This window comes from Streptomyces sp. LMG1-1-1.1 (genome assembly GCF_040815545.1).
In the GTDB taxonomy this organism is placed as follows: Bacteria; Actinomycetota; Actinomycetes; order Streptomycetales; family Streptomycetaceae; genus Streptomyces.
The window spans coordinates 1-15,990 of record NZ_JBFPNH010000055.1 but is presented as its reverse complement, the minus strand read 5'-3'; the positions used below and the strand labels follow the sequence as shown (position 1 = coordinate 15,990).

15 protein-coding genes are annotated in these 15,990 nt (G+C 69.8%); 10 read left to right on the top strand and 5 right to left on the bottom strand.

From position 1 onward, the window contains the following. Positions 1 to 58 precede the first annotated feature (58 nt). From MRBLMG1_RS29640 to MRBLMG1_RS29630, 3 genes are read left to right on the top strand one after another with little or no spacing between them, the layout of a single operon-like run. The gene (locus tag MRBLMG1_RS29640; protein WP_367827229.1) at positions 59 to 1,948 is read left to right on the top strand and encodes a glycosyltransferase; all 1,890 of its coding nucleotides are present in this window, start codon (positions 59 to 61) and stop codon (positions 1,946 to 1,948) included. Between the two features lie 35 nt (positions 1,949 to 1,983). Further along, on the top strand, positions 1,984 to 3,006 hold the full coding sequence (galE, locus tag MRBLMG1_RS29635; RefSeq protein ID WP_367827228.1) for a UDP-glucose 4-epimerase GalE: 1,023 nt from the start codon (positions 1,984 to 1,986) through the stop codon (positions 3,004 to 3,006). A 55-nt stretch (positions 3,007 to 3,061) separates the two neighbouring features. Then, positions 3,062 to 4,474, top strand: a complete 1,413-nt coding sequence (locus tag MRBLMG1_RS29630) for a UDP-glucose dehydrogenase family protein (RefSeq protein WP_367827227.1) — start codon at positions 3,062 to 3,064, stop codon at positions 4,472 to 4,474. A 327-nt stretch (positions 4,475 to 4,801) separates the two neighbouring features. Here MRBLMG1_RS29630 and MRBLMG1_RS29625 read toward each other — a convergent pair whose 3' ends face one another. Further along, the gene (locus MRBLMG1_RS29625) at positions 4,802 to 6,349 is read right to left on the bottom strand and encodes a right-handed parallel beta-helix repeat-containing protein (protein WP_367827226.1); all 1,548 of its coding nucleotides are present in this window, start codon (positions 6,347 to 6,349) and stop codon (positions 4,802 to 4,804) included. 642 nt (positions 6,350 to 6,991) lie between these two features. Between MRBLMG1_RS29625 and MRBLMG1_RS29620 the strand changes: the two genes are divergently transcribed. The 3 genes from MRBLMG1_RS29620 to MRBLMG1_RS29610 all read left to right on the top strand — a co-directional run bounded on the left by MRBLMG1_RS29620 (position 6,992) and on the right by MRBLMG1_RS29610 (position 9,896). Further along, on the top strand, positions 6,992 to 8,464 hold the full coding sequence (locus MRBLMG1_RS29620; RefSeq protein ID WP_367827225.1) for a TerD family protein: 1,473 nt from the start codon (positions 6,992 to 6,994) through the stop codon (positions 8,462 to 8,464). A gap of 409 nt (positions 8,465 to 8,873) precedes the next feature. Beyond that, complete coding sequence (locus MRBLMG1_RS29615; protein ID WP_367827224.1) at positions 8,874 to 9,356, top strand: DedA family protein; 483 nt, start codon at positions 8,874 to 8,876, stop codon at positions 9,354 to 9,356. Positions 9,357 to 9,494: 138 nt separating this feature from the next. Next, complete coding sequence (locus MRBLMG1_RS29610; protein WP_367827223.1) at positions 9,495 to 9,896, top strand: DUF4288 domain-containing protein; 402 nt, start codon at positions 9,495 to 9,497, stop codon at positions 9,894 to 9,896. Positions 9,897 to 9,998: 102 nt separating this feature from the next. On the opposite strand, the gene MRBLMG1_RS29605 is transcribed toward MRBLMG1_RS29610, so the two are convergent. Further along, a complete protein-coding gene (locus MRBLMG1_RS29605; protein WP_367827239.1) occupies positions 9,999 to 10,556 on the bottom strand; it encodes a TetR/AcrR family transcriptional regulator in 558 nt (185 codons plus the stop codon). Between the two features lie 5 nt (positions 10,557 to 10,561). Continuing rightward, positions 10,562 to 10,924, bottom strand: a complete 363-nt coding sequence (locus MRBLMG1_RS29600) for a DUF1304 domain-containing protein (protein WP_367827222.1) — start codon at positions 10,922 to 10,924, stop codon at positions 10,562 to 10,564. A gap of 124 nt (positions 10,925 to 11,048) precedes the next feature. Here MRBLMG1_RS29600 and MRBLMG1_RS29595 point away from each other — a divergent pair, with 124 nt between their 5' ends. Continuing rightward, positions 11,049 to 11,561 carry a GNAT family N-acetyltransferase gene (locus MRBLMG1_RS29595; RefSeq protein ID WP_367827221.1) on the top strand — a complete coding sequence of 171 codons (513 nt, stop codon included), beginning with the start codon at positions 11,049 to 11,051 and terminating at the stop codon, positions 11,559 to 11,561. Positions 11,562 to 11,646: 85 nt separating this feature from the next. On the opposite strand, the gene mgrA is transcribed toward MRBLMG1_RS29595, so the two are convergent. Beyond that, positions 11,647 to 12,639, bottom strand: coding sequence for an L-glyceraldehyde 3-phosphate reductase (mgrA, locus tag MRBLMG1_RS29590; RefSeq protein WP_367827220.1), 993 nt, complete (start codon positions 12,637 to 12,639; stop codon positions 11,647 to 11,649). Positions 12,640 to 12,777: 138 nt separating this feature from the next. Between mgrA and MRBLMG1_RS29585 the strand changes: the two genes are divergently transcribed. Together MRBLMG1_RS29585 and MRBLMG1_RS29575 are read left to right on the top strand one after the other, a co-directional pair. Further along, positions 12,778 to 13,662 (top strand): LysR family transcriptional regulator, encoded by an 885-nt coding sequence (locus MRBLMG1_RS29585; RefSeq protein WP_367827219.1) that lies wholly within the window; start codon positions 12,778 to 12,780, stop codon positions 13,660 to 13,662. 332 nt (positions 13,663 to 13,994) lie between these two features. Further along, complete coding sequence (locus MRBLMG1_RS29575) at positions 13,995 to 14,663, top strand: hypothetical protein (protein ID WP_367827218.1); 669 nt, start codon at positions 13,995 to 13,997, stop codon at positions 14,661 to 14,663. Positions 14,664 to 14,714: 51 nt separating this feature from the next. Here MRBLMG1_RS29575 and MRBLMG1_RS29570 read toward each other — a convergent pair whose 3' ends face one another. Continuing rightward, positions 14,715 to 14,843: a hypothetical protein gene (locus tag MRBLMG1_RS29570; RefSeq protein WP_367827217.1), complete on the bottom strand. Its 129-nt coding sequence runs from the start codon at positions 14,841 to 14,843 to the stop codon at positions 14,715 to 14,717. Between the two features lie 5 nt (positions 14,844 to 14,848). On the opposite strand from MRBLMG1_RS29570, the gene MRBLMG1_RS29565 reads away from it, so the two are divergent. Beyond that, positions 14,849 to 15,433 (top strand): DinB family protein, encoded by a 585-nt coding sequence (locus tag MRBLMG1_RS29565; protein WP_367827216.1) that lies wholly within the window; start codon positions 14,849 to 14,851, stop codon positions 15,431 to 15,433. The last annotated feature ends 557 nt before the right edge of the window (positions 15,434 to 15,990 follow it).

Here is a 15,990-nt window from a genome sequence, read left to right as displayed (position 1 = left end):
CTCGTTCCGCCCCCGCGCCCCGCGGCCCGCTGTCACACCGCCTGGAGAACCCGCTGTCATGACGTCCTTGGAGCAGGGTCCCCTCGACGGGACCGGTACCGTCCAGGATCTCCCACTCGCCGCGCCCTCCCCCGGCTCACCGGAGGAATGGGAGGCGCTGGGCAGGGAGGTCAGGGCGCTTTCGAACGGCTCGGTGGCCTCCATCGGCCCGGACGGGCCGGTACTGGCGCGGCGGTCCCGCGGGCTCACGCCGCTGCGCTCCAGCTTCGTGCGGGCCTTCTCCCGCTTCGACCGCCTCCTGGTCACGCTGCTCTCGCTCGGCTGGGCGGTCTGCCTGATCTGGTTCTGGACGTGGTGGCTCGAGCCGTCCCACCGCATCGGCTGGCTGGGCCTGGTCGTCAACAGCGCCCTGCTGCTCTACCTGACCTACCTACCGCTGCACTTCATCGTCCCGCTGCTCCGGATGCGGCGCTTCGACCCGGCGGTGGAGGTGCCCTCCGTGCGCACCGCGTTCGTGGTCACCCGCGCGCCGTCCGAGGGCTGGGACATCGCCCGTACCACCCTGGAGGCGATGCTCCACCAGGAGTTCCCGTACGCCTATGACGTCTGGCTGTGCGACGAGGACCCCACCGACGAGATCCTGGACTGGTGCCGGGGGCACGGTGTCGGCCTCTCCTGCCGGAAGGGCATCGCCGCCTACCATCGGGCCGAGTGGCCGCGCCGCACCCGGTGCAAGGAAGGCAACCTCGCCTTCTTCTACGACCACTGGGGTTACGAGAACTACGACGTGGTCGCCCAGCTCGACTGCGACCACGTGCCCGGCCCGCGCTACCTCGCCGAGGTCGTCCGCCCGTTCGCCGACCCGAGCATCGGCTACGTCGCCGCTCCGAGTGTCTGCGACTCCAACGCCGACCAGTCCTGGGCGGCCCGCGGCAGGCTGCAGCGCGAGGCCACGTTCCACGGCCCCGTGCAGCTCGGCCACTCCGCCGGCCTCGCCCCGGTGTGCATCGGCTCGCACTACGCCGTCCGCACCCAGGCCCTCCGGGACATCGGCGGCCTCGGCCCGGAACTCGCCGAGGACTTCTCCACCACGTTCCTGCTCACCTCGGCCGGATGGCAGGGCGCGTTCGCGATCGACGCGGAGGCGCACGGAGAGGGTCCGATCACCTTCGGCGCGATGATCACCCAGGAGTTCCAGTGGTCGCGCAGCCTGGCCGTGATGCTCCTCGGGATGCTCCCGCGGCATCTGGGGCGCATGCCGATGAAGCTGCGGATCCGCTTCGGCGCGGCCCTGATGTACTACCCGCTGCTCGCCGTCGCCACCATCCTGGGCATCCTGCTGCCGCCGGTCGCCGCGATCTCCGGTGCGCCGTGGATCAACGTCAACTACCTGTCGTTCCTCGGCCACTTCTGGAGCATGTCGGTCTGGCTGATCGTGCTGACGCTGCTCTGCCGGCGCCGCGGTCTGCTGCGCCCCAAGGACTCCCCGCTCTTCAGCTGGGAGATGTGGCTCTTCGGCCTGTGCCGCTGGCCCTACGCCGCGTGGGGCGTGCTGGCCGCGGTCACGCAGAAGCTGCGACCCCGTCAGATCACCTTCAAGGTCACCCCGAAGAAGCGCGACGGCCTGGAACCGCTCCCGCTGCGCACCATCGCTCCGTACCTGGTGATCACGCTGTTCCTGTCGAGCTCGGCCCTCGTCGGCCAGTTCACCGGACCCGCCGTCGGCTACGTCTTCCTCTGCATCCTCGGCTCCGCCTCGTACACCGCCGTCACGCTCGCCATCGGCGCGCTGCACGTCAAGGAGACCGCCCGGGCCACCGGAGTTCGCACGTACCGCGCGCTGCGCACCGCCGCGATCCCGCTGACCGCCGCTCTGATCTGTCTGCTCCCCCTGGCACTCGCCATCGCCGTCTTCCCCACCTACCTCACCGGCTTCTACGCCTGGTGACGGCCCTCACGGCCGCTCGAGAAACGAGGTCTCCCGTGCCCAAGACCGTCCTGGTCACCGGTGGCGCCGGCTTCATCGGTAGCCACACCTGTGTCGAACTCCTCCGGTCCGGTCATGAGGTGGTCGTCCTCGACGACCACTCCAACAGCTCCCCGGAGGCCCTGGAACGTGTCGCGAAGATCGCGGGCCGTCCGATCGCCGCCGTGCACACCGCGGACATCCGCGACCGGCGGGCACTGGACGCCGTGTTCACGAGCCACCCGGTCGACGCGGTCGTCCACTTCGCCGCGAAGAAGGCCGTCGGCGAATCGGTGCGGATCCCGCTCACGTACTACGACATCAACGTCGGCGGCACCACGGCGCTCGTCTCCGCCATGCACGACCACGGCGTGCACCGGCTGGTGTTCTCGTCGTCCTGCTCGATCTACGGCGACGCGACGGTCGTCCCGCTCACCGAGGAGTCCCCGGCCGCGCCCACCAACCCGTACGCCACCACCAAGTGGACCTGCGAGCAGATCCTCGCGGACCTGTGCCGGCACGTACCGGAACTCCGTGTGCTGGCGCTGCGGTACTTCAACCCGGCGGGCGCGCACCCCAGCGGGCTGCTCGGCGAGGACCCGAGCGGTGTGCCCAACAACATCATGCCGTTCCTCACTCAGATCGCGGTGGGCCGCCGCGAGGAGCTCAGCGTCTTCGGCGACGACTACCCGACGCAGGACGGCACGGGAGTGCGCGACTACATCCACGTCGTGGACGTCGCCGAGGGACACGTGGCCGCCCTGGACCACCTCGACGACAGGCCCGGCCTGCAGGTCTTCAACCTCGGCACCGGGCGCGGCTCGTCCGTCCTGGAGCTCGTGCGGACCTTCGAGGAGGCCTCCGGCCGGCCGATCCCGCACCGCATCGCGCCGCGCCGGCCCGGCGACGTCGCGGAGCTGGTGGCCGACCCGGCCAAGGTCGCCGCGGCCTGGGGTTGGACGGCGCAGCGCGATCTGGCCGCGATGTGCCGAGACTCCTGGAACTTCCAGCAGCAGAACCCGTACGGCTACGCCCCCTGACGGGTGCCGTGCCTCCCTCCCTACACACGCTTCCGCTCAGACAGGAGAACCCCGCATGAGGTTGACCGTCATCGGCACGGGCTACCTGGGAGCCGTGCACGCCGCGTGCATGGCCGACATCGGGCATGACGTCCTCGGCGTCGACGTCGATATCGAGAAGATCAACTCCCTCGCCGAAGGCAGGCCCCCGTTCTACGAGCCGGGCCTCGACGACGTCCTGACCCGCGCCCTCGCCTCCGGGCGCCTGCGCTTCACCACCAGCCTGCGCGAGGCCGCGGCGCACGGCGAGGTCCACTTCATCTGCGTCGGCACACCCCAGCAGGCCGGCTCCCAGGCCGCGGACCTGCGGTACGTGGACGCCGTCGTCGACGGGCTCGCGCCGCATCTGCCCGCGTCCTGTCTCGTCGTCGGCAAGTCCACGGTGCCGGTGGGCACGACGGCCCGGCTGACCACCCGCATCGCGGGCCTCACGCGTGCGGGAGTACGGGCCGAGGTGGCGTGGAACCCGGAGTTCCTGCGCGAAGGCTTCGCCGTCGAGGACACCCTGCGGCCGGACCGCCTCGTCGTCGGCGCCACCAGCCGCGAGGCCGACGACACCCTGCGCCGGGTGTATGCGCCGATGCTCGCGGCGGGCGTTCCCTACATCAGCACCGACCCGAACACGGCGGAGCTGGTGAAGGTCGCGGCGAACTCCTTCCTCGCCACGAAGATCTCGTTCATCAACGCGATGGCCGAAGTCTGCGACGCGGCGGGCGCCGATGTCGTCACCCTCGCCGACGCCCTGGGTCACGACACCCGGATCGGCCGACGGTTCCTGAACGCCGGCGTCGGTTTCGGCGGAGGCTGCCTGCCCAAGGACATCCGGGCTTTCACCGCCCGGGCCGAGGAGCTCGGCGTCGGGGCGGCGGTGGCGTTCCTCGAACAGGTCGACGCGATCAACAAACGCCAGCGCACCCGGACCGTCACGCTCGCCCGCCAGCTGGTCGGCGGTGACCTGACGAACCGTCGGGTCACCGTGCTGGGTGCCACGTTCAAGCCGGACAGCGACGACGTGCGCGACTCGTCAGCGCTGGCCGTCGCTGCCGCGCTGCACCGCGAGGGCGCGGACGTCCGGGTCCACGACCCGGAGGGCACGGCCAACGCGCAGCTCGCGCACCCCGAACTGCGCTGCAGTGCCGATCTCCTGACGGCTTGTCAGGGCGCCGAGCTGGTCCTGCACCTCACCGAGTGGAGCCACTACCGCGAAGTGGACCCGGTCAAACTGGCCCGCGTCGTCCGCGTACCCCTCCTCATCGACGGGCGCAACGCCCTCGCCCACGACGAGTGGCGAGCCGCCGGCTGGACGGTCAAGGCCCTGGGCCGCCCGACCCCGACCAGCCGCACGGACACCGACCGCCCCCGCGACCCCCTGCGGACCACGATCGCCTCCCCGGCCACCGAACCCGACCGCACCACAGCCCTGGCCTAGGCGCCGACGGGGCTGCCCCTCGCTGCGCTGGTCCTCGCTGCCAGCTCCTCAGTCCCCTGTCCCCGCTGCTCTGGTCCTCACTGCCCTGTCCTCGCGGAATCCACCGCGCGGGCAGGGCAGAGCTTTCTCTCCGTCCTTGGACCGCCGGTGGGGTGGGCACGGAGATCCCCCCATACGTCGTTCACGTACGTCGTTCACGTACGTCGTTCACGTGCGCCGCTGGGGCGGGATCCCGCCCCAGGCTGCTCTGCGCGAGCTCGACCTCGGACACCAGAATCCGGCCGGGTCATCGGACCCGGCCGGATTCCGTTCGTCGTCGGAGACCTGTCAGTCCTCTTCCTGCGGCGAAGGCGCTCCCGCTGCCTCTTCGCGGGGCTGGGCGGCCCCTACCGTCGGGGTCGTCCCGAGCCGGGTGCCGAAGTAGTCGACGAGCCCGGGGTCGACTCCGAAAGCCTGCGCCCCCAGGCCGAGCGACACCGCGCCATCACAGCGGGGCACCAGGTTCACCGCGCCGGCCCCGTCGGCAACAGGTGCGGCCAAGCCCTGCAGACAGGGGTCGTCGTTGGAGCCGGTTTGCTCACCGTCGAGGAATTCCTGGCGGGATGCGGTGCGCCAGCCGGCCAGCGTGGTGTAGCGCCGGGTGCCCCAGTCCAGCGCCCAACGGCTGGTGCTGTAGTAGTCGTTGCCCTGGAGTCGGATCCGGGAAGGGTCGTAGGCGGAGTCGGCCTCGACCAGGGGGCCGCCGTCGGTGGCGAAGATGTTGTTGCGGACGCGTACGTTGCGCATGCCGTCACGCAGCCGGAGCGCCGGCGGCCGGGCGCCGGCGGCGGCCGCGGAGGCCAGGTTCTCGGACCGCATCACCACCGTGTTGTGGTAGATGTCCAGGTTGCTCAGTCGGGTGCCGTAGGCGACGATGCCGCCGTACTCGGGCAGCTTCCTCGCGTCGTCCCAGCTCATGTTGAAGCGGACGATGTTGTTCTTGTGGGCGCCGGTCGGCTGCCCGGAGTAGACGAGGAAGCCGGAACCGTCGTTGCTGTGCGCGAGGTTGTACTGCATGACCGAGTCGGACACGTTGTTGTCGAGGCCGAATCCGCCGCCGTCGACATGGGACCCTGTGCGGTTGCGGTAGGAGGTGTTGTGCTCCAGGACGACGCGGGTGGAGTCGTACACCCAGACTCCCTCGGGGCCCTCGTCTGCGTCGGCGGCGGACTTCGCACCGTTGTCGTGGGCGACCGAGCGCACGACCTTCGCGTCCCGGACGCTGCCGAGAGCGATGCCGCTGCCGGTGTTCCGCTCGGTGCTCTGCGGGTCGCCGGCGTTGGCGTACGCCTTCACCCGCTCGATCCGGAGCTGCTCGTTCGCGTACGTCGGGCGTTCGGCGTCGAACGCGGGCCCGTAGAAGGCGAGTCCGGCTTCGAGGTTGTGGTGCACCGAGACGTCGGTGATCCGCACATCGCTGAAACCCACCGTGCTGTCCCCGCCCGCACCCACGCTGATGCCGTTCTGGAACCCCCTGGCCTCCACGTTCGCGATCCTGACGTGGCTGAGCCGCTTGGCCCCGGGCAGGTTGTTACGGAAAGCGACGCCGACCCCCTCCCGCAGCGACTCGCGGTCGCCGACCAGCGACAGGTTCCGGATCTCGACTCCCGCGGTGTTCCGCACCGTGATCGCCGATGTGCCCCGCGGGGCGATGACTGCGCGGCCGGTCCCGTACGACTCGATGACCACAGGCGCAGTCGCGCTGCCGGCCTCGCCTTTCTCCAGCGTCAGGCTCCCGCGGAACCGTGCACCGCCCCGGATCCGGAGCCGGTCGCCGGGCTGGAACCGCACGCTGTTCGCGTGGTCGAGGGTCCGCCAGGGCCTCTCGGGCGACATTCCGTCGTTCTCGTCGTCGCCGCCCGGACTCACGTAGAAGGTGAACGGCCCTCCCGTGGCAGGCCGCGCGGGACGGTAGACACCCGGTACGTCGCACCCCGTGAGCAGCAGAAGCACTGCGGCCGAGACCACCACGGCACTCCTTGACGCCCGACTCCGCTTCACCGCTCTCACTGCCACCCCTTGGGTCGTATCGGCTCCATCCCGGCAAACACGCCTATTGGGCCACAGGCAGCAGGAAAAGGTACACGCGAAACGCCGACGAACGACGTACGGCGCGGGCGAGGTCTCTGGTTGTCGCCTCCAGAACGCAGCTGCCTGGAAGGCGCCGACGGGTACGGCGGGACGCTCCAGGCGCACGCGCCGAGCAATACGGCCGCACGACTGGCCTGGGATCATCGGAAGCGCCGCCGCCTCCCGGCACGCCGGCTCAAGTGGAAGAACAGCGACTTCACGCCGTGCGAAACCCCCCGACTCAGACCTCGCACCGGACGTCCGCGCGCCGCGAGGCCTACGTCCGTACAGGGCGTCGGGCTCGGCAGGGTCGACCGTCATGGATCGACGAGAGCATTCCGGCAGCGGTGCCGGTAGCCACCGCACCCGACCGTGGACCTGCCCGGAGCGGCGCGCCAGCATGACGCGGTGACGCAGATCACCAAGGGGGAGAACCTGCCAATCCCCGGGCAGGCGTGGCGGATCGAGGTCGCCCGGCAGACGGCTGGTGATGGAGTGCCGGAGGTGACGGCCTCCGCACTGCTCCTGGACGCCACCGGCGAGGCCGTGAGGCAACTGGTCCTCCAGCGGGCCGGGATCGTGGATGACCGGTCCGAGGACCGGCTGGACCTCGACATCGAGTGCGTCGGACCGCACGTCCATCGCATCGTGATGATCGCCGTCGGCCAGAACGGCACGCTCGGGCAGGTGCCCCGCCTGTCCGTGCGGACGCTGAGCGCCACGACCGGGAAGCAACTCGCCCTGTACGAGATCGACGACGCCTCCACCGAGACGGCGCTCGTCCTCGGCGAGTACTACCGGCGTGACCGCGGCTGGAAGTTCCGCGCGGTGGGCGAGGGCTACGACGCGGGACTCAAGGCGCTGGCGGAGGACTTCGGCTTCTCGATGCCGGAGCCGGTGCCGGGCGGTCCAGCGCTGGCGGAGGACTTCGGCTTCTCGATGCCGAAGCCGATGTCGGGCGGTCCAGCGCTAGGGGAGCTGCCGCTTGGGACGGTCGGCAAATCCGCAGGCCCGGGCGAGCCGGTGCCGGTGGAGCTGCGGCAGGGGGTCGTCGGCAAGTCCCCGGTGTCGGCTGCTGATTCGGAGCGGGGCACCCGGGCCCGTACCGGAACCCAGTCTCAGACCGGAACCCAGTCCCAGCCTCGCCGCTCGCCCCAGCCCCCTTCTCGGCGGCCGGGAGCGATCCGGGTGGTCCCCTCGCCGGCCCGGTCACCCGAGGCAGTCGCCGCCACCGGGATGCTGGGTGGGGAGTTCGGCGACATCGTGTACAGCGGTCGGGGCGGCGCCAAGTTCGCCATGGACACCACCCCTCCGCCCGGCTACGTCCTGGTCGACTTCGCCCGGACCGGTCATGGCTTCTTCGACCTGGACCCCATCGACTGGGACGGCAGGGAGGCCCTTGACCTCGGGGATCCGAACACGACCCACCGGTTCGAGGAGCGGGTGATGTGGTGCGACAACTTGTACCCGCTGCGCTTCCGCGTCGCCTGCGACGACCTCGACGAGTGGACGACCGTGATCCGGCCCGTGAGCACGGTGCGCACGCTCGGCGAGACGACGACCGGCCGCGGCTCCGAAGTACTGCTCCACACCGGGCCCGCCGGCGAGTTGGTCTCCCGTCTCCATCCGACGGAGACGACCGGCTCCCTGCGTGTCGAGGGGCGCAAGCCCCGCCGCCCCAACACCCCCGCCACGTACCCGGTCACCCTGGCAAGCGAGGACGGCCGGAACCCGAACGACGCGCGAGCGCTGCCGGAGGGGCCGCTGCTCGGGGCGGTCGTCCGAGGAACGGGCGACTGGTCGCTGAACGTCCGCCCCGCTAGGAAAGTCCTGCCCCATGAGAGGCGCTCCAGTTTCTGGCTCCGTATCGGCAGGTCCTAGATACGCAAGGAGGTCGACGTCCTCGACCGACCATCATGATCGCAATCCGGATGCGGCGAGGGGGCGAACGGCCAGACCGAGGATCCGCCGAACCCACGCAGGCCCACCCTGCGGACGCGCCGGCCAGCTTTACTGGCCATGTCAACCACCTCGTTCCTCGGCCAGCCCGGTGTGCTGCCATCCAGCACATGCGCGTTTGTTAGGGTGACCTTACTTATCGTTCGGACCCGGGCGTGCGGGTTCGGGTTCCAGCGCCGCAGGCGGGAGCCCAAAGGACGGAACGGCAGAGGCGGGGCGTTGGTGAGAGACGGTAACCGGGCTTGTGCGCGTCGTGCGCCCGCGGGGGCGGGACGCTCGTGCTGGGTGACGGAGGATGCAGGTTTCGGCCCGGCGCCCGGGAAGGGGCGTCGTGGATAAGATCGCGCTCACCGCCGGAGCCCTGTACGTCATCGTCCTGCTCCGCGCCGGAGGGACGTTCGCCGTCGGCTGGCTCGCCGGTGCCGGTGCCCGACGCAGCCGGTTCGCCGGGCGCATCTCCTCGGCGAGGTTCCAACGGGCCGAGCGGGCGATCCAGCGGTGGGGCGCGCCGGTGGTGGCCGTCTCGTTCCTGACCGTCGGATTCCAGACCGCTGCCAACTTCCTCGCGGGCAGCATGCGCATGCCCTTGCCTCGCTACCTTCCCGCCCTGTTCGTGGGCGGAGCGTGCTGGGCGCTGATCTACGCGACCGCGGGCCTGGGCGTGCTCGAAGTACTGGGAAGGCTCTTCGCCGAGCGGACGGCCCTCGGGGTTTCCGCCGTGGCCGCTCTCCTCGTCGCGGTGTGTGGGGTTGTCGCGTACCGCAGGAGAAGGGCGGCTCTGTCGTTGGACGCCGGCGCGACCGAGAAGTCGTGAGCTGCCTGACGCAAGCGGGTGCCGCGGAGGCGCCATGTACGTGCGGCCTGAGTTCCCTCGATCCAGCCAAGGCCTGTTGCGCATGTGGATCCGCCTTTGCGACGATCATGGTTTGACGCGAGGGGATGACGGACCGCAATGGGGCAAGAGTCGAAGGCGTGGTACAGCGCCAGAACCTTCTATAGATGGCTGACCTGGGAGAACCGCCCCTACGAGGAGCGTGTCGTGCTGTTCCGAGCACGGTCCCTCGACGAGGCCATCGAACTGGCCGAGCGGGAATCGGCCGAGTACGCCAGGGAGGGCGACTTCGAAGTCCTCGACATGGTGCAGGCATACCGGATCCCCTACGGCGATGAGGAGGTGGGTGCGGGTACGGAGGTGTTCTCCCATCTCCATGCGCTCGACCTCCCGGCGAACGCGTTTCTCGACCGCTACGACTCGGGACCGGCGCACACTCAGATCAGTGACGGGTCTGATCGACGGGGACGTGAATGTGGACGCGACCGTCCGCCGCGCCCCCACCAGCCCACACCGCAGTAGCTCGCAGGACCACCACCTCAGGCGCTGAGGGCCGGCCCGGCCCCGATGGCGCTGGAAGCATCGCCGCAGGCCCCCCACGCGCACGGGGACCAAGGCCCGTGGCTAGGGCAAGGGCGTGCGGTGCAGGTTGACGAGAAGGCGCCAGACCCGCTGCGCGATCTCGGTGGGTGTGGCCTCGATGAGGCCGTGCAGCCAGTCGGCGAGGACCCCGGCGAAGGCTGCCGCCACGGCGGAGGCGACCAGGTCGGGCTCCGGTGCACCGGCCAAGGCGCGCTCTGTGCGGCTGCGGGCGCGTAGGTCCTGGTGCAGCACCTGGCCGAGAGGGCCGCTGCCGCCCGGGCGCAGCAACTCGCGGTATAGCCCGCCGTGCAGGGCCAGGCGTTCGAAGAAGACCGGCAGGGCTGGAGGTGGGGCCGAAGGGTCGGGCATACCGCGCCATGCGTGGAGGGCGTCCACGGCTTCGCGGACGATATCGGCGCAGGCGTCGACGGCGAGCGCCTCCAGGTCCGCGTAGTGGAGGTAGAAGGTTGCGCGGCCGACTCCCGCCCGGCGTACGAGCGCGGCAACGCTGACCTCTCCCAGCGGGCGGTGGGCGCATTCCTCCAGGAGTGCCTGGCGCAGCTTGGCCCGGGTCCGTGCCGTACGGGGGTCTGACTGCACTTCGGTCACCGGGCGAGCAGGACCGCGGCCAGTGCCAGCGCGCCGGGCAGCGCCTGGACGATGAAGATGCGCCGGTTGGCGGTGAATCCGCCGTACAGCCCGGCGATGACCACGCAGGAGAGGAAGAAGACCTGGACCCGGAAGCCCGTCGGGTCCCCCGCGATCAACCCCCAGACCAATCCGGCGGCCAGGAACCCGTTGTACAGGCCCTGGTTCGCGGCGAGCGGGGCGGTGGCACGGGCCATGTCCGCATCGAAGCCGGAAAGATCACGGCCCGGCTTCTTCTCCCACAGGAACATCTCGAGAACCAGGATGTACGCGTGCAGCGCGGCTATCAGCGCGACCAGCACATTCGCCGTCACGTTCATGGAGCACCTTCCCTCAAAGATCATGGACAGGTGTCCATCATACATGGACACCAGTCCATGAGCAGCGCAGGTCGGCCCCCACCGCCCTACACTGCCGGCCACGTCCTGAGGCAGGCTGGGCACCATGAGCGACTTGTACGGTGCCTCTGTCGTCCTCCGTCCTTCCGACCTCACGGATGTCCCCGCCCTCGCCGCCATCCGGGCCACGCCCGAGGTACGGGCGCGGTGGCTCGGCGAGGACGACCTGGCCGGGGAGATGGCGTCCGACCTGGAGGATCCCTCCACCCGCTGCCTGACCGTCCGGTACCGCGACCGGATCGTCGGCATGATCCAGTGGTACTCCGAGGAGGAGCCGGGGTACCGGCACGCCGGGATCGACCTCTTCCTTGACCCGTCGGTGCATGGCCAGGGACTGGGCACTGACGCTGTTCGCACCCTGGCCCGCCACCTCGTCGACGACCACGGGTATCACCGGCTGGTCATCGACCCTGCGGCCGACAACGCGGCCGCCATCCGCTGCTACGAGAAAGCCGGGTTCCGGACCGTCGGCGTGATGCGCCAGTACGAGCGGGGCGCGGACGGCACCTGGCACGACGGCCTCCTGATGGACCTGCTGGCGGCGGAGTTGGTGCGCTGAGTCCTGCCGATTCGGTTCAACCGACTCATTGCCCCCGGCGGCCCGGTCCCGGTTCAGTGGGATCCGGCGCCGGGGGCCGTCCTGCTCAGGGACGGGTCAGTGCGTCGATGAGGGTCAGCTCCTCGGTGTCGAAGTCGAGGTTGCGCAGGGCGGTCACACTGTCCTCGACCTGTTGTGCGCTGCTGGCTCCCACCAGGGCGGAGGTGACGCGGCCGCCGCGCAGCACCCAGGCGAGGGCGAGTTGGGCGAGGGTCTGGCCGCGGGAGGCGGCGTGGTCGTTCAGGGCGCGCAAGCGGGTGACCAGGTCTTCGGTGACGGCGTCGCGGTTCAGGAAGGGGCTGTCGCTCGCTGCGCGGGAGTCTGCGGGGACGCCGTCGAGGTAGCGTCCGGTGAGCAGGCCCTGTTCCAGCGGGGAGTAGGCGATGGAGCCGACTCGCAGGTCGTCGAGGGCGTCGAGGAGGCCCTCGTCTTCCGGGCGTCGGTCGAGCATGGAGTAGCGGGGCTGGTGGATGGTGAGGGGTGTGCCCAGCTCGCCGAGGATACGGGCGGCCTCGCGGGTCTGTTCGGCCGAGTAGTTGGAGACGCCGACGTACAGCGCCTTGCCCTGTTGGACCGCGGAGTGCAGGGCGCCCATGGTCTCCTCGAGGGGCGTGTCCGGGTCGAAGCGGTGCGAGTAGAAGATGTCGACGTACTCGAGGCCGAGCCGGCTCAGGCTCTGGTCAAGCGACGACAGCAGGGACTTGCGGGAGCCCCACTCGCCGTACGGCCCGGACCACATCAGGTAGCCGGCCTTGGTGGAGACGACCAGTTCGTCCCGGTAAGGCGCGAAATCCGTCCGTAGGAACTCACCGAGGGCGGACTCGGCCGCGCCGGGCGGCGGCCCGTAGTTGTTGGCGAGGTCGAAGTGCGTGATCCCGAGGTCGAAGGCGCGGCGCAGGATGGCGCGCTGGGTCTGGGCGGGACGGTCCGGGCCGAAGTTGTGCCACAGCCCCAGGGAGAGGGCGGGGAGCTTCAGGCCGCTGCGCCCGGAGTGCCGATAGGGCATGTCGTCATAACGGTCGGAATGTGCGGTGTACAACGCGACTCCATGGCTGGGGACCGACGCACGGCGGTCGGTGCGCGGTGGATTCGTCCTGGCGTGACCAATCTCCCCTGACCTGTGGGCATGAATCCAACAGGAGAATCCGATGAGATTCAGCGCTTAGGCTTCTGAGTCATGGAACTGCGCCATCTCCAGCACTTCGTCGCCGTCGCCGAGGACCGGCACTTCACGCGGGCCGCCGAGCGACTGATGGTCTCCCAGTCCGGTCTCTCGGCATCGATCCGTGCCCTGGAGCGGGACCTGAGGGCGCCTCTGTTCGTACGGAGCACCCGCCGGGTGACGCTGACGGAGGCCGGGCGTGCGCTGCTGGTCGAGGCGGAGCGCATCCTGGCGCAGGTACGGGCAGCACACGAGGCGGTGGCGGCCGTGCAGGGCGTGGTCCGCGGCACGCTCTCTCTCGGAGCCGAGCAATGCGTCGCCGGAGTGCACGTGGCGGGGCTGCTGGCCGCGTTCAGACGACGCCACCCGGAGGTGGAGATACGGCTCCGGCAGGAAGGCGGGCTCGTACTGGCCGAGGACGTGGCCGCCGGGCGCCTCGACCTGGCGTTCGCCTACCGCACCCGGGCAGATTCCGACCACCTGCGCTCGGTACCGCTGGCAGCCGAGCCGATGACGCTCCTCTGCCACCCCGAGCACCCGCTCGCCTCGGCCGGGCCCGCCCTTGCCCTTCAAGACCTCACCGAGGAACCCTTCGTCGACTTCCACCCCGGTTGGGGCCCACGCCGAGCCACGGACGGAGCCTTCGCCTCCGCAGGCATACCGCGCACCGTGAGCCTGGAGGTGAACGACGTACACAGCCTGCTGGACCTGGTGGAGGAAGACCTCGGCATCGCTGCCGTACCTCGACATTTCCAGCACAAACGTGACTCCCTGCATGCCATCCCTCTCGCCGACACCGGCGACGCGGTCTACGAAACGGTGGCCCTGCTGCCCCCACCGCAGGCCACAAGCCCGGCAGCCCGCGCGCTGATGAAGCTGTTGGAGCGAGGCCGGCGGTGATGGCCTCACCAACGGGGTCAGGGGCTGGCTGTGGTGCAGGTTCGGCGCCGAGATCCCGGCGGAGATTGGCAGACCGGTCCGCTCGATGCACGTAGTTGCAGTTGCTGCCACTCGATGCAGGTAGTTGCTGCCACGGGCACCCGAAGGTCGCCACGGACACGATCGCGGCCAGAGCGGTCGCCCTGCTCACGCCGACCACTCCCCTGAGGCCGCGATGGCACCTCCGGAATTGTCTGCTGAAACGAATCCCCTGCTGATGCGGGACCAGCCGCCGGCCATCCCCTCCACGCCTCGACGGCCTACCGAGCCGTGGGAAGCGTGCCGTTAATGCCATGACCTGCGATGACGGGCCGTGGCACAGTCATCGGATGTCCAACGACGTTGCCTATCCCGTCTTCCGTACCCCCGATCCAACACTCGCCCTGCGCACCGCGCGTCGTCTCATGGAGTTCGGCCGCTGCGAGCATGCCGAGGTCTCCGCGTACGCGGAGCTTTCCTCCGTCGCCGACGTGCGGCGGGTGGCGCGGGCCATTCCCCTGGGAAGGTTCTGCGGGACGTACGAACTGGACGAATTTCAAGAAGTGCCGTTCGAGGACCAGCCTGCTCTCGTCGGCGGTGTCCCGGCGAGCGGCCTGCCCACCGAGGAGGCCGCGTTCGAGGGGCGGCTTCCTGTGGAGTGGGAGGTGTGGCACCTGCCGGTCGGCAGTATCGAGGCCGATTTCACCGCGGCGATCGGCCCGAATGTGGGCTTGATCAACTGGCCGTCGCTGCAATGGCCGGACGCCCCCGAGGCGGGACTCCACGGCGAGTCCAAGCACGCTGAGGTGACACTTCTCTTCAACACGCATACTCGCGAACTCGACGAGCCCACCGACGATCACACGGTCCTCGTCCACGTCCGCAGCGCCGTCTCCGACGGCCGCCAGAGAAGAGAACCGTATGCCCACTGGCTCGCCGCACAGGTGGGACTGACGGTCATCGGGCCCGCGCAACGGTGCTGAGCGGGCCCGCCGACCCTCGGGCCAGCAGACGGCGCGGCGCAGCCATCGGTCTCACATGGCAAGCTTCGTGCGCTTCTTGCAGCAGGTCAGCGCGGCGGCGATGGCCAGGCCCCGGCTCGGCCAGTCGTCGCGGACCACGTACCGGATCTTGAGACCGCAAGCAGCCCATGGCAGGCTCATGCCGCATGATCGATGAATTCGCGAAAGACAACCTGCACGGAAGACTGCGTCGGGACCGCGAGGCGCTGCTCTGGAAACTCGACGGCTTGTCCGAATACGACGCCCGCCGACCTCTGACCGCGACCGGGACCAACCTCCTCGGCCTGGTCAAACACGTGGCCACCGTCGAGGCCAGATACTTCGGCGAGGTCTTCGCCCGCCCTTCCCCGGAACCGCTGCCCCGGTGGCAGGACTCCGACGGCAGCGATCAGTGGGCGACCGCGGACGAGACCCGCGACCAGATCATCGAGTTCTACCGGCGCACGTGGGCACACTCGGACGCGACGATCAACGATCTTCCCCTCGACTCCCCCGGCCACGTGCCGTGGTGGCCGGAGCCTCATGCCGACACGAACCTGTTCGCCATCTTGGTCCACGTCCTCGGCGAGTCCATCCGGCATACCGGGCACGCCGACATCCTGCGCGAGACTCTCGACGGCCGCACCGGGTTGCGCGCCGAACTCGAGAAGCCGATCGACAAGGAAGCCCGTGCAGCCCACTACGCCAAGATCGAGCAGGCCGCCAGGTCGGCCGCACCACTCGAGGCATAGAGGTTGTCTCACGTGAGTTGAGTTCGTGCGGCGTGACGCCGGTCGTGGGTGCAGCCCGCAGGCTTACCGAGTCGAGCACACGCGACCAGTCCGGCTCGCCACGGGCCCCGAGTTCGTCGAGGTTCACGCGGGGGAGCCTGGCCCGGACCCGACGCCTACTCCACTGGGTGAGGCGCCGATAGACCGTGGGCCAGGCGGGGCCAAATACAGGCCGGAGCTCACGCCAACGCACCGCGCAGTGGCCACGTAGACGATCGCGGTCAGAGGCGCACGGCCGTCGGCCCGGGGTCGGCCCCCACCCTGCGGGCGATTCACCTCGGTCGGCGTCACCACTCGCCGAAACAGCACCCACAAATCTTCTCCGGTACCAGCCCTCGACCAGATCCGCCATGCGTGGCCTGACGAAGATCACGCCAAAGGTAGACGACGACTAGTAGTGCTTTGTTAGGTGGTGTCGTAGGGCTGCCATGGGACGGTCTGTTGGCAGGTGGGGCAGGTGCCGGTCCAGGTGGCGATGAGGTGTTGGAGGAGGCCCAGGGCCTGGTAGAGAGTCAGGC

Excerpts from the sequence above, each read along its gene's own strand:
- MRBLMG1_RS29640 (WP_367827229.1), top strand. The coding sequence starts at position 59 with ATGACGTCCTTGGAGCAGGGTCCCCTCGACGGGACCGGTACCGTCCAG.
- MRBLMG1_RS29630 (WP_367827227.1), top strand. The coding sequence starts at position 3,062 with ATGAGGTTGACCGTCATCGGCACGGGCTACCTGGGAGCCGTGCACGCC.
- MRBLMG1_RS29625 (WP_367827226.1), bottom strand. The coding sequence starts at position 6,349 with ATGTCGCCCGAGAGGCCCTGGCGGACCCTCGACCACGCGAACAGCGTG.
- MRBLMG1_RS29610 (WP_367827223.1), top strand. The coding sequence starts at position 9,495 with ATGGGGCAAGAGTCGAAGGCGTGGTACAGCGCCAGAACCTTCTATAGA.
- MRBLMG1_RS29600 (WP_367827222.1), bottom strand. The coding sequence starts at position 10,924 with ATGAACGTGACGGCGAATGTGCTGGTCGCGCTGATAGCCGCGCTGCAC.
- MRBLMG1_RS29595 (WP_367827221.1), top strand. The coding sequence starts at position 11,049 with ATGAGCGACTTGTACGGTGCCTCTGTCGTCCTCCGTCCTTCCGACCTC.
- MRBLMG1_RS29585 (WP_367827219.1), top strand. The coding sequence starts at position 12,778 with ATGGAACTGCGCCATCTCCAGCACTTCGTCGCCGTCGCCGAGGACCGG.
- MRBLMG1_RS29575 (WP_367827218.1), top strand. The coding sequence starts at position 13,995 with ATGACCTGCGATGACGGGCCGTGGCACAGTCATCGGATGTCCAACGAC.
- MRBLMG1_RS29570 (WP_367827217.1), bottom strand. The coding sequence starts at position 14,843 with ATGAGCCTGCCATGGGCTGCTTGCGGTCTCAAGATCCGGTACGTGGTC.
- MRBLMG1_RS29565 (WP_367827216.1), top strand. The coding sequence starts at position 14,849 with ATGATCGATGAATTCGCGAAAGACAACCTGCACGGAAGACTGCGTCGG.